Origin of the sequence: Clostridioides sp. ZZV15-6598 (genome assembly GCF_020657705.1) — a bacterium.
Taxonomy (GTDB): Bacteria; Bacillota; Clostridia; order Peptostreptococcales; family Peptostreptococcaceae; genus Clostridioides; species Clostridioides difficile_F.
In genome coordinates, this window is the sequence record NZ_JAGWCS010000116.1 from 1 (window position 1) to 12,766 (window position 12,766).

Annotated in this window: 11 protein-coding genes, 1 pseudogene and 1 riboswitch; all 12 genes and pseudogenes read left to right on the forward strand. The window is 28.0% G+C overall.

Features of this window, described 5'->3' with window-relative positions; translation table 11 throughout:
• Window positions 1-173 precede the first annotated feature (173 nt).
• On the forward strand, window positions 174-2,033 hold the full coding sequence (locus tag KGF50_RS16900; RefSeq protein WP_227849150.1) for a bifunctional glycosyltransferase family 2 protein/class I SAM-dependent methyltransferase: 1,860 nt from the start codon (window positions 174-176) through the stop codon (window positions 2,031-2,033).
• A gap of 46 nt (window positions 2,034-2,079) precedes the next feature.
• Window positions 2,080-4,746, forward strand: coding sequence for a glycoside hydrolase family 99-like domain-containing protein (locus KGF50_RS16905; RefSeq protein ID WP_227827779.1), 2,667 nt, complete (start codon window positions 2,080-2,082; stop codon window positions 4,744-4,746).
• Window positions 4,739-5,407: a glycosyltransferase family protein gene (locus tag KGF50_RS16910; RefSeq protein WP_227827778.1), complete on the forward strand. Its 669-nt coding sequence runs from the start codon at window positions 4,739-4,741 to the stop codon at window positions 5,405-5,407. Before KGF50_RS16905 ends, KGF50_RS16910 begins: the two co-directional genes overlap by 8 nt.
• Before the next feature lie 248 nt (window positions 5,408-5,655).
• A riboswitch (cyclic di-GMP riboswitch) is annotated at window positions 5,656-5,744 on the forward strand.
• A gap of 408 nt (window positions 5,745-6,152) precedes the next feature.
• Window positions 6,153-6,470 carry a flagellar basal body rod protein FlgB gene (flgB, locus tag KGF50_RS16915; protein WP_227827777.1) on the forward strand — a complete coding sequence of 106 codons (318 nt, stop codon included), beginning with the start codon at window positions 6,153-6,155 and terminating at the stop codon, window positions 6,468-6,470.
• Between the two features lie 7 nt (window positions 6,471-6,477).
• Window positions 6,478-6,882, forward strand: coding sequence for a flagellar basal body rod protein FlgC (gene flgC, locus KGF50_RS16920; protein WP_227849151.1), 405 nt, complete (start codon window positions 6,478-6,480; stop codon window positions 6,880-6,882).
• A 9-nt stretch (window positions 6,883-6,891) separates the two neighbouring features.
• Window positions 6,892-7,209 carry a flagellar hook-basal body complex protein FliE gene (fliE, locus tag KGF50_RS16925; RefSeq protein ID WP_227849152.1) on the forward strand — a complete coding sequence of 106 codons (318 nt, stop codon included), beginning with the start codon at window positions 6,892-6,894 and terminating at the stop codon, window positions 7,207-7,209.
• A gap of 24 nt (window positions 7,210-7,233) precedes the next feature.
• Complete coding sequence (gene fliF / locus KGF50_RS16930; RefSeq protein ID WP_227849153.1) at window positions 7,234-8,784, forward strand: flagellar basal-body MS-ring/collar protein FliF; 1,551 nt, start codon at window positions 7,234-7,236, stop codon at window positions 8,782-8,784.
• Between the two features lie 12 nt (window positions 8,785-8,796).
• On the forward strand, window positions 8,797-9,867 hold the full coding sequence (fliG, locus tag KGF50_RS16935) for a flagellar motor switch protein FliG (protein ID WP_227849154.1): 1,071 nt from the start codon (window positions 8,797-8,799) through the stop codon (window positions 9,865-9,867).
• Complete coding sequence (locus KGF50_RS16940; RefSeq protein WP_227849155.1) at window positions 9,851-10,591, forward strand: FliH/SctL family protein; 741 nt, start codon at window positions 9,851-9,853, stop codon at window positions 10,589-10,591. Before fliG ends, KGF50_RS16940 begins: the two co-directional genes overlap by 17 nt.
• Window positions 10,592-10,594: 3 nt before the next feature.
• Window positions 10,595-11,914 carry a flagellar protein export ATPase FliI gene (gene fliI / locus KGF50_RS16945; protein WP_227849156.1) on the forward strand — a complete coding sequence of 440 codons (1,320 nt, stop codon included), beginning with the start codon at window positions 10,595-10,597 and terminating at the stop codon, window positions 11,912-11,914.
• Between the two features lie 27 nt (window positions 11,915-11,941).
• On the forward strand, window positions 11,942-12,391 hold the full coding sequence (fliJ, locus tag KGF50_RS16950; protein ID WP_227434673.1) for a flagellar export protein FliJ: 450 nt from the start codon (window positions 11,942-11,944) through the stop codon (window positions 12,389-12,391).
• Between the two features lie 28 nt (window positions 12,392-12,419).
• Window positions 12,420-12,766 (forward strand): annotated as a pseudogene (locus KGF50_RS16955) (flagellar hook-length control protein FliK); the annotation flags it as partial.

A 12,766-nucleotide genomic window follows, 5' to 3' on the forward strand; every position in this document is an offset into this window, starting at 1 on the left:
ATATAAAAAGTATAATAATGATTATAGATAAAAATTTTAATGAGGCTGAGTTTATGCTAAAAAAAGCTTATTCTTTGGATATGTCAAATGAAGATACTTTATATAATATAAAATATCTTCATGAGTTGAGATATAATATGAAATAAATTTAATTTGAGAGGATAGTAATAAATATGAATGGATATATAAATTTGGATAATTCGATTGATTTTGTGGAAAAATATCAAATTAAAAATCAAGATGTACAAAATTTCACAAGTATAATTATATTAACTTATAATCAGCTAGAGTATACTAAACTGTGTATAGCAAGTATAAAAAAGTTCACATATGAAAATTCATATGAGATTATTGTTGTTGATAATAATTCAACAGATGGAACTGTGGAGTGGTTAAAAGAACAAAATGACTTAAAAATAATATTTAACAATGAGAATCAAGGTTTTCCAAAAGGATGTAATCAAGGAATTGAAATATCTAGTGGTAAAAATATAGTTCTCTTAAATAACGATGTTATAGTAACTCCAAACTGGCTTTATAATATGGATAAAGCATTATGGAGTAATAAAGATATAGGAGCAGTTGGAGCAATTACTAACAATTGTTCATATTATCAAGAAATAAAAGTGGACTACAATTCTATAGAAGAATTAATTGAATTTTCAAATAAAATTAACCAAAGTAATGAGAATTATTGGGAGTATAGAATTAAACTCGTTGGATTTTGCATGGTTATAAAAAAAGAAGTATTGGATAAGGTGGGTCTATTAGATGAAATTTTTTCTCCAGGTAATTTTGAAGATGATGATATATGCTTTAGAATGATACAAAATGGATATAAATTATTTTTGTGTAAAGACACTTTTATTCATCACTTTGGAAGTATTTCATTTAGAGAAGATATATGGAGATATAACGAGATATTAAAGAGCAATAGATTGAAATTTATGGAAAAATGGAAATTTAGTGTTGAATATAGCAATAATATTAGATTCGATCTAATTGATATGATAGAAGAACAAAAAGATAAAGAACTACACATACTAGAAGTAGGTTGTGGAACAGGCGCAACGCTTTTAGAGATAAAAAATCAATATAGAAATGCAAAAGTATATGGTATAGAGCTGTGTGAAAGTCCTGCTAAAATAGCACAAAATATAGCTAATGTGCTAATTGGTAATATAGAAACAACAAAAATTTCGTATGAGAAAAAGTATTTTGATTATATAATTCTAGGAGATGTATTAGAACATTTAAATAACCCATGGGATGTGTTACATTCCTTTAGAGATTATATAAAAAAAGATGGGAGTATAATTGCAAGTATCCCTAATATAATGCATGTAAGCGTGTTAAGAGAATTAATTTGTGGAAATTTCACATATGCTGAATGGGGAATTTTAGATAAAACACATTTAAGATTTTTTACATTAAGTGAAATTCAAAAACTATTTTCTGGAAACAATTATGATATAAATAGTGTATCTGCATCTATAGTTGGATTAACAGGGGAAGATGAAAAACTTATTGATTGTCTGTGCTCAATGTCAGGTGAAAATATGAGAGATCAGTATCAAGCGTATCAGTATAAAATAAAAGCAACATATGCTGTGGATCTAAATAGAGTTTATGAAGATAGTGATTTGATAGATTTAAAATACAGGCTGATAAGAATTGACAACGAGATAGATATAGAAAGTAGTTTAGAGTTTATATTTAACATAGAAAGTAAATATGGCGACGAATTTATTGATTATGCAAGGTTCTTGATTGATGCTAATGTAATAAATAAGAGTAGGGTTTTAAATAGAATTGGTGTAGAAGCTTATAATATAGGTTTATATGAATTATGTGTATCTATATTTATGTTGTCACTTGAATTTGATAGAAATGATGTTGACACAATCTACAATATTATTTCAATTTTTAACATTATGGGTGAAAATGAAATAGCAATGGATATACTAGAGAACAGTAATGAATTAGTTAAGGGAAATAGTGACATTCAAGAACTGATGTTTTCATTTCAATAGAAGGATTATATAAGAAAACATTTAATACAAAAGGAGATTTGTGATAATGAATTATAATATGAGCTTGGATAATAATATGATAAATATTATAAGTGAATATGAATATAATAATGACAAAGTAAATACGAATTTTACAAGTATCATAATTTCAGTTCATAATCATATAGAATATACAAAACTATGTATTGAAAGCATAAGGAAATTCACATCTATAGGAACTTTTGAAATAATAGTTATTGATAATGCATCAACTGATGGTACAATCAAATGGTTAAAATCGCAAAATGATTTGAAAATAATACAAAACAAAGATTATCCTACAGAAATGTTTACAGGGTATATTAGGGGAATAGAAGCTTCTAAAGGAGAAAGCATATTATTTTTGGAGAATAAAATTGTAGCCACACCGAATTGGTTAGATAATTTAAGCAAAGCTTTATATAGTGACAACAATATAGGTATAGTGTGTGCAGTATCAAATGAAGATTCTATATGTAAAAACATGAATTTAAAATATGACAATATATTAGATATGTTAGATTTTTCTAAATGTTTTAATGTGTCTAATAGTAAACTATGGGATTATAAATTTAGTTTATCTACTAGTTGTTTTTTAATTAAAAAAGAGGTATTGAATCAGATAGGAGACTTAGATAAATTATTTACTTTGGAGCATTATATATTTCAGGATGTATTTCTGAGAGTAATAGATAAAGGATATAATCTACTTATGTGTAAAGATACATTTGTTCATTGTTTTAATAAAATACTTCACGATAGAGATGATGAGTTAAAATATATTAAAGAGATAAATAATGAAAAATTAAATTCAAAATGGAATTTTTATATGAAGAACAGTTCTAAAAATTATTCGGAAATTATGCAGATGATTAAATCACGAAAGAAGGAGTCTATAAATGTATTAGAAATTGGATATGGTTTAGGAGAGGCTCTATTAGAGCTAAAAAATATCTATAGGAATGCTAATACTTATAGAACAAAAATTAATATAAATTCTGGAGAACTTGGAGAAATAGTATTTAATAATTTAATGCGAAACACAGAAGGAATCAATCTGAAAAGTATGTATGGATTCTTTGATTATATTATATTTCCAAATACATTAAACTGTTTAAGAAACCCATGGGATGTATTAAGAAATATATATGAATATCTAAAAGAGGATGGATATATACTAGTCAGTGTGCCAAATATAATGCATATAAGTGTTATTAAAAAACTTATAAATGGGTCATTTTCATATTCAGATTCTGAAGTTTTAGATAAATCATACTTAAGATTTTTTACATTTAAAGAGATACATAAATTATTTAAAGAAACAGGCTATGAAATAGTTGAGATATATTATAGTAAAACAGATATGGAAAGTGAAGAATTACAATTGATTGAAAATCTAAGTGGTTTGCTTACTAAAGATATTAAAGAGGAATACTTTGTAGATAAGTATTTCTTAAAAATAAGCAAAAAAAATAAAAAATGTTTAGAGAATGATATAAATAAGTATAAAATGTACATAGATTATATACATAATAAGAACTCTTTTTCATCAGAATATAGTAAAGATATAAGCTTAGATTATGAATTTAATAAAATAGATAGTAAACTCATAGCATACTATTTACCCCAATTTCACTTAGATGATAACAATAATGAATGGTGGGGTAGAGGAAGTACAGAATGGGATAATGTATCAAGAGCAATTCCACAATATATTGGACATTACCAGCCAAGATTACCTAAGGATCTTGGATTTTACAGTTTAGAATCTATAGATACATTTAAACGTCAAATACAATTGGCAAAAGGAAGTGGTATTTATGGATTTTCAATATACTATTATTTGAGTGGGGATGTAAAATTACTTAGAAAGCCATTAGATATCCTTTTAAATAATAAAGATTTGAAGATACCTTTTTGTTTATATTGGGCGAATGAAGACTGGACAAGAGGGTATAAAAGTGATAATAAGGAGATATTAGTAAAACAATTAGATACAAAAGAGGATTATAAAAATGCTATTTATGATATGAAAAGATACTTAGAGGATGATCGATATATTGAAATAAATAATAAAAAAGTTATAATGATATACAGGCCGTTAAATATTCCTGACCCTATTGAAGTAATTGGTTTTTGGAGGGAATACTGTAAATTAAATAACATTGGGGATATTTACGTAATTGCTACAAAAGAACCTTGGGGTAAAGATAGCTCCTATTATCATCAGTGTGGGTTTGATGCGGTTAACGAATTTAGCCCACATGGAAATATAAGTACTGATTTATCTAAATATAGCATTATAAACAAAGAAATTGATTTTATAAAAGATAATTATGAAGGTAGAGTTTTTGATTATAGAGAATATGTTGAAAAGAGAAACTATATAGACTATGAATGTAATAAAATCTATAAATGTGTTACACCAAGTTGGGATAACACCCCAAGGAAAGCTGAAAAGTCGTGGATATTTGAAGGTTCATCTCCAAAATATTACTACATGTGGCTTAAAGATATTATGACTATGAATAAAAAAAATAGAAACTTAGATGAAGATATAGTTTTTATAAATGCATGGAATGAATGGGGAGAAGGAGCTATACTAGAACCATGTTCTAAATATGGATATGCATATCTTAATTTAACACAAAAAGCTATCAAGGATGTTAGGAGAGAATTCTTTAAATATGAATAATAAGAAAATTTGTTTTATAACAGCAGTTAATAATACATTATCATATATAGAGTGTCTTTTCTATATAAGTAGACTAAAGAGACCTGAAGGGCTTGAAGTAGAAATAATATCTATAAGAGATGCATCATCTATTGCAAGTGCATATAATAATGCTCAGAGTAAATCTGATGCTACCTATAAAGTATATCTACATCAAGATGTTTTTATAATTAATGAAAATTTTATATATGATATTATAAGTATATTTGAAAGTAATAAATCAGTTGGAATGATTGGAGTTTGTGGTACAAAAAAATTATTTTGTGAAAATTATTGGCAAGTTGGAAAAGTATACGAGTCAAGTGTTACAGGAAAAATGTCATTATTAAGCTATGATGAAGTAGAGCAAGAATATGAAGAAGTGCTTGGTATTGATGGTCTAATAATGATAACTCAATATGATTTGAGATGGCGAGAAGATGTATTTGATGGATGGGATTTTTATGACTTATCTCAAAGTATAGAATTTATAAAAAATAAATATAAAGTTGTAATACCAAACCAAAAAAAACCGTGGTGTGTGCATGATTCTGGGTTATTATGTATCTCTGATGAATACTATAAATATAGAAAAATGTTTATTGATATTTATTCTGAGTTTATTGATACTGATAAAGTATAATAGTTTTTTAATATAAAAGCTATTTAAACTAAGATATGTGGGTTAATTATTCCATTCCCGATAAAATATTTAAACTAATAGATTAAATTTTATTGAGAATGGAATAACTGTTTTTGTTCAAATTTTATAAGATTACATTCAAAAATAAACACTATATCATACATTGAAAATTAAATTATAAAATAAAATAGAAGAATATACACAAAAATATATTTAAAAAATTTGTTATTTATTGTATACTTAAGTTAAAACTAAATTGGCAAAACTAGAGAAATTTAGTGACGCAAAGCTATAGGGGCTAAGGTTTGTATATAAACTATGTCAGCCAGTTGCCAAAAAGAGTCCTAAGTATACTATACTGTATACGTAGGATTAGTCGAATTGACTGCCTTTTTGGCGGTCATTTTGTTATGAAAAAATTACTTTATTACAGTAAAAAATATATATAATAACAAATTTTACCAATTTATAATTTAAAATAGAGATAAAGCATATAAAAAAGTTACTATTTTACAAAAAAAGGCAACTTTGCAAAGAAATAATTAAATACATATTAAAATTTTTTTTTATTTTCACTAGAGTTTACTGAGGAAAACTTTGTTTTCTTACTAAAATGATACATTATTATATTAATGTAATAGAAATGCAATTAATTTGGATAAATAAAGAAGTCATTTTTTGTAATATAGCAACTCCGTTTTTAATTAATAAATAGAGTAGATGAATATTTTAAGGAGGAGTGAATATGAATACATATGACATTATAAAAATGGGATTAGATGCAACTAATCTAAGAAGTCAGACAATAGCAAATAATATAGCAAATATAAATACTGAAGGCTATAAGAAACATTATGTAACTTTCGAAGAAACATTAAATGATGCCATGCCTAAAATAGAAGAAAAAACAGATAATTCTAAAGGATTAAGAGTGGATGGTAATAATGTAGACATAGAAGAAGAAAAAGTAAATCAAGCAATGACAACATTACAGTATAATGCTTTGATAGGTTTTGCAAATGGTAAAATAGCAATGACTAAATCAATAATAAGTGGGAGGTAAATAAAAGATGAGTGTGTTCAGTGGAATGGAAATCTCTGCTAGTGGTTTAACAGCAGAAAGTTTGAAAATGGATATCATATCATCAAATGTAGCAAATATAAATGCTACAAGAGGTCCAAATGGAGAAGCATATAGACGAAAAGTAGTTTCATTTGAAGAAAATTATGATAATAAATTAGGTATGTTAGGAGTAAAAGTCACATCTGTTGAAGATGACAAATCACCTCTTAAAGAAGTATATGACCCATCTCACCCAGATGCAAAGCCAAATGGATATGTAGAATATCCTAACGTAAATATATTAGTTGAGATGACAGACTTAATAACTGCTTCACGAGCATATGAGTCTAATATAGATACATTAAATGCTCAGAAGTCTATGATATCAAAAGCACTGGAAATAGGAAAGTAGGGATAATTTATGCCGATTACACAGATTAACAACATAGTGCAAGGTACACAGTTAGATAACTTAATTGGAGGAACTAAACCATTAAATACTAACAATAAAGAAGAAAAAAAGAATTTTGAAGATGTAATAAAGGATACTATAGACAAGGTTAATTTTCAACAAGTGACAGCAGATGATATGAAAGAAAAATTTATAAAAGGCGAAGATGTTTCTATGCATGAAGTTATGTTAAGAGGTCAAGAAGCACAACTATCTATGCAATATTTAATAGAAGTTAGAAATAAGATTCATGATGCATATCAAGAAATGAATAAAGTACAAATTTAGCCTTTTGAACAGGAGTAATAATCAATGATAGCCAGTTTTAAAAATAAGATTAAGGAGCAAGTTGCTAAATCTAGGACAAAAATAGGTTCTCTAAAAAAGGGGACTAAGATAGCATTAGGTATAGGGATTGTTGCTATATGTTTAGCGCTAGTATTTACAGCAATATCTGCAAGCAAAAATAAGTATGCAGTCTTATTTTCAGAACTAGATGTTCAAGATGCTGCAGATATATCAGCAGAATTAGAGTCTAGAAAAATAGATACTAGGGTAAAAGGAAGTACAATTTATGTTCCTAGAACAGAAGTTGATAAGTTGAGGTTAGAGTTAGCTCCAAGTTTAACAAGTGGTTCTAAAGGCTTTGCACTTATGGATGATAGTTCATCAATAGGTCTTACCGATGAAGAATTTCAAATTAAGAAGCAACGAATGATGCAAGGAGAAATAGAAAAAACAATCAAGAGTTTTCCTCAGGTGGAAGATAGTAGAGTACATATAACATTTGGTGAGTCTTCTGTATTTGAGAAGGAGGCTGTTCCAGGAAGCGCAGCTGTTTATTTGATGCTGAAGCCAGGAACTACTTTAGAGAAAAATCAAATAAAATCTGTTATGGCACTTGTATCAGGAAGTGTTACAAATATACCAGAGAAAAATGTTCAAATTATTGATAACAAGATGAACTTATTATCTGAAGGTATCTTAGACGATGAAGAAGTTGATGAAAACAATCAACCAATAAATGGTGCTATTAGTATTGATAAAAATAAGGCATCTGAGCAGGCATTAAATAAACAGTTAGAAAAGTCTATTCTAGACATGTTAGAACCAATATTTGGTACAGGGAAAGTAAAAGCTACAGTAAATGCTGATTTAAGTTTTGATACAGCTGAAAAAACTGAAATAAAAATTGACCCTGATAAAGTTGCTATAAAGGAAACAAGGTCAAAAAATTCATCTAAATCTGCGACAAATAATGTTCAAGGTGTAGATGCTAATATGAATAACCAAGGAAATAAAAATGGTACTAATACAGAAGATAGTTTGGATGAGAGTTTTGAATATGAAACAGGTAAGATTGAAACTCATACTATAGTTGCACCTGGAGAACTTAAAAGATTGACAGCTTCTGTTGCTATAGATGGAAAAATAGCTAAAGGTGTTCAAGCTGATGTGGAAGATATTGTTAATAATGCTATAGGTATGGATGGAGCGAGAGGAGATACTCTTAGTGTTGTTTCAATGGTATTTGACCCTAAAGGTAAGGCAGAAGCTAAGCAAGAAATGGAAGATATTAAAAAAGAAGGATTCAAAAACAATATAATAAAAGCAGTTGTTGGAGTAGTAGCAGTTGTTGCAGTAGGTGTTATTGGATACTTAATATATAAAAAGAGAAGTGAACAAGAAGATATGGATTATGAAGATGAAGTTTATAGTACTAATTCTAATTCTATTGATAAGAAAGACAATCCTCTATTAGGGGATGACCCAGAATTGACATTAGAGGAAGCTGTTAAAATGTATGCAGAAGAAAAACCAGACCAAGTCACAGAGATAATAAAAACTTGGTTAAATGAGTAAGGGGGATAGAAAGTGTCCGCGGAAATTACAAATGTTAATGCGTTTGATTTAAGTGATATAAGTGAAAGTGATAAGAAAGAGAAGGTAGAAGGTGAAGGTTTAAAAAAAGCCGCTGTACTGTTAATGACATTAGGTCCAACTGTGGCTAGTGATATAATAAAAAGTCTACCAGATAAACAAGTTCAAAAAATAGGTTTGGAAATTGCAAATATTTCTTCAATAGCTTCAAAAGAAAGAAGAGAAATATTAAAGGAGTTTGTAGAAATAAATAAAGCGAAAGACTATGTTATAGAAGGCGGTCTTGAATATGCAAAAGAATTGTTAAGTAATGCCTTGGGAAATGCCAAAGCAAGTAAATTACTTGAAGGTATCTCAATAGATACAAGTACAAAACCTTTTAAACATATTATAAAACTAGATGTAAAGAAGATATTAGAAATACTTAGAGATGAAAGTGCACAGACTATAGCTATTTTACTTGCACATATGGATCCTGAAAATGGTGCAGAAGTTTTAGCTTATTTAGATTTTGATTTACAAAATGAGGTAGCTATGAGAATAAGTTCAATGGGTTCAATATCTCCAGACGTTATAAGTGTAATTGAAAGCTCATTAGAGGATAAATTACATTCAATAAGTGGTGAAGATTTTAAAGACTATGGCGGAATAGCTACATTGGTTCAAATATTACTTAATTCTGATAGAAAAACAGAAAAGAATATTTTGAATACAATTGAAGAAAAAGACCCAGCTTTAGCAGCTCAAATTAAATCTAATATATTTGTATTTGAAGATATTGTCAAGTTAGATGATATAAGCATACAGAAAGTATTGAAAGAAGTAACTATGAAGGACTTAGTATATGCTTTGAAAGGTGTGGATGATGAAATATCAGATGCTATATATAGAAATCAATCTTCTAGAGCAGCAGAAGCACTTAAAGAAGAAATGGAAATGGTTGGTGTCATAAAGGTTACTCAGGTTGAAGGTGCTCAACAAAAAATAGTAAGTATTGTAAGAAAACTTGAAAGAGAAGGTGCCATAACTATTGTAAGGAATTTTGGTGATGACTTTGTTGAATAATAAAATTATTAAAAGTGAAAAAGCATCATATAAAGGAGTTTTGGACTTATCTATAATAGATAAAGCTAGATTGGGAGAATCAAATATAAATGAAGATAATGATTGTAGATTTAGAGATGAAGTAATAAAAGAAGCTATAGAATCTGCTGAGATAAAAAAAAATGAGATATTGGAAGAAGCAAAAATAAACGCACAAAATATAGAAAAGCAAGCATATGAAAAAGGATATAGTCAAGGTCAGAAAAATGGATATGAGGATGGATATAAAGAGTCGTATAATGAGTATACCCAAAAAGCTAAAGATGAAGCAGATTCTATAAGAAATCAGGCAAATTTAATCTTATTACAAGCTAATGAGAAAATGACTGAGTACATAAAAGAAAAAAATAAAGAGATTATAAGACTTGCTATTAATATGGCTAGTTCTGTTCTAAAAAAGCACTTTGAAGATGAAGAATCTATGAGTGATTTATTAAAACAAATTATTCAAGATTATGAAGGAAGTAGTTCATTCATAGTAAGATGTAATTCTTTCTATAAAGATAATATAGAGAAAGAGTTTGAATTATTTAAAGAAGAAACATCATTAAAATCAAGTGTATTTGTTATTGCAGATGATAGTATAGATAAAGGAAATGCTATTATACAAAAGGAAAATGGAAGAATAATAGTTGGTATTGATTGTGCTATGGAAAAACTAAAAGAAGAATTGCTTGGTGAATAAAATATGTATAAAACTGATATATCTATAGATTTTGACAAAATAAACAAGAAAATAGAAAATTTAGAACTCACTATATCAGAAGGTAGAGTTAAGAAGATAATAGGACTTACTGTAGAAGTTGAAGGAATAAAAGCTTTTGTTGGAGAGTTATGTGTTATATACAATCAAGTCAATAAGCTAGTGAATTGTGAGGTAGTAGGATTTAAAGATAAAGAAGTAATATTAATGGCATTAGGAGAGTTAACATTGATAGCACCTGGTTGTAAAGTTATTTCTAAGGGGATACCCTTAAGTGTTATGTGTAGTGATAATTTACTAGGTAAGGTACTTGATGGTCTTGGAAATCCTATAGACAACTCAGAAGTTGTTTTAGGAGATAGATACAACTTGAACAATGAACCTCCTGACCCAATGAAGAGAAAAAAGATACGAAATATAATGGAAACAGGTGTAAGAGCAATAGATGCATTTACTACTTGTGGTGAAGGACAGAGAATAGGAATATTTGCAGGAAGTGGAGTAGGTAAGAGTACAACTCTAGGTATGATTGCTAGAAATGCAAAAGCTGATGTAAATGTAATTGCCCTTGTTGGAGAAAGAGGAAGAGAAGTATTAGATTTTATTGATAAAGACTTAGGTGAAGAGGGAATGAAAAAATCTGTTGTTGTATGTGCGACATCAGATAAAGCACCATTAGTTAGACTTAAAGGTGCCCTTACAGCCACTGCAATAGCCGAATACTTTAGAGACCAAGGGAAAAAAGTGATTCTCATGATGGATTCTGTGACTAGATTTGCTATGGCGCAAAGAGAAGTTGGAATAGCCATAGGAGAGCCACCAGCTCAAAAGGGATATACACCATCTGTATTTGCTATTTTACCAAAGCTGATGGAAAGAACAGGGACATCAGATAAAGGCTCTATAACTGCCTTTTATACAGTATTAGTTGATGGAGATGATTTTAATGAGCCAATAGCAGATACTACAAGAGGAATACTTGATGGTCATATAGTTCTATCTAGAGATTTAGCTAATAAGAATCATTACCCTTCTATAGATGTCTTAAATAGTTTAAGTAGACTTATGAATGAAATTGCTTCAAAAGAAGATATAAAAGTAGCATCTTTTGCAAGAGATATGCTTTCTGAATATAGGGAGGCAGAAGATTTGATAAATATAGGAGCATATGCTTCAGGTACCAATAAAAAAATAGACGAAGCAATCTATTATCATGAGTATATTATCAATTTTTTAAAACAAGGAATAAATGAAAAGAGTTCTTTTAATGAAACTATAAATGGTTTGAAAAGAATATTTGAATAAATAATTAAAAAAATATTTGAATAGGTTGTGATAGAGTTGGATAAGAACTTTAAGTTTAGATTACAGAAGGTTTTAGACTTAAAAATGAAAGATGAAGAAAAGATAAAAATGGAATTTGCTAAGATTCAACAAAAAAAAATAGATATAGAAAATAATTTAGAAAATCTGGAAAGTAATTATAGCAAGTATTCAATAAGTAAAAATAATGATAGTATTCAAAATCAAAAAATAACTATTAACTATTTGTTAGCTTTAAATAACTCTATAAAAGATTTATCAGAGGAATTGGACAAGTCAACAAATGAACTTGAGAAGGCTAGAAAACAGCTTATAGACAAGCAGATAGAAAGAAAATCATTAGAAAAACTAAAAGAAAAAAAATATGGGCAGTATTATAAAGAAGAAAATTTAAAAGAACAAAAAACTAATGATGAGTTTGCAAGTATGAGTTATTTGAGAAAGAGACAAGTGCTATAAGAATAGTAGGAAGTGAGGATATTATTGTATGAAGATACAAGCAGATTCTTATAACGTTATTAAAGATATTGGGAATAAAAAAAGTTCATCTAAGAATAAAGATGTGAAGAATGATAAATTTGAAGATAATCTATATAAGGCAACAGATAATGGACAAGTTAAAGACAAAAAAGAAACAAGTAATCAAAATATAAGCTCAAATAAATCAGAAGATAGTGATAATGAGTGTCATTCAGATGAAGATAAAAGTAATCACTTAGAAGATGAAAGTACATATGAAAAAGATTGTAGTAAGAATAATGAGATTTTACAACAATTATTGAATCTTTTAAAAAATAACAATAAAAAAGATAGAAGCTCTATATTGAATGATAT

What these genes read in the sequence shown, in the direction of transcription:
- fliE (WP_227849152.1), top strand. Translation starts at nt 6,892, where the DNA reads ATGCCGATTACACAGATTAACAACATAGTGCAAGGTACACAGTTAGAT.
- KGF50_RS16940 (WP_227849155.1), top strand. Translation starts at nt 9,851, where the DNA reads ATGACTTTGTTGAATAATAAAATTATTAAAAGTGAAAAAGCATCATAT.
- fliI (WP_227849156.1), top strand. Translation starts at nt 10,595, where the DNA reads ATGTATAAAACTGATATATCTATAGATTTTGACAAAATAAACAAGAAA.
- KGF50_RS16900 (WP_227849150.1), top strand. Translation starts at nt 174, where the DNA reads ATGAATGGATATATAAATTTGGATAATTCGATTGATTTTGTGGAAAAA.
- flgB (WP_227827777.1), top strand. Translation starts at nt 6,153, where the DNA reads ATGAATACATATGACATTATAAAAATGGGATTAGATGCAACTAATCTA.
- KGF50_RS16910 (WP_227827778.1), top strand. Translation starts at nt 4,739, where the DNA reads ATGAATAATAAGAAAATTTGTTTTATAACAGCAGTTAATAATACATTA.
- KGF50_RS16905 (WP_227827779.1), top strand. Translation starts at nt 2,080, where the DNA reads ATGAATTATAATATGAGCTTGGATAATAATATGATAAATATTATAAGT.
- flgC (WP_227849151.1), top strand. Translation starts at nt 6,478, where the DNA reads ATGAGTGTGTTCAGTGGAATGGAAATCTCTGCTAGTGGTTTAACAGCA.
- fliF (WP_227849153.1), top strand. Translation starts at nt 7,234, where the DNA reads ATGATAGCCAGTTTTAAAAATAAGATTAAGGAGCAAGTTGCTAAATCT.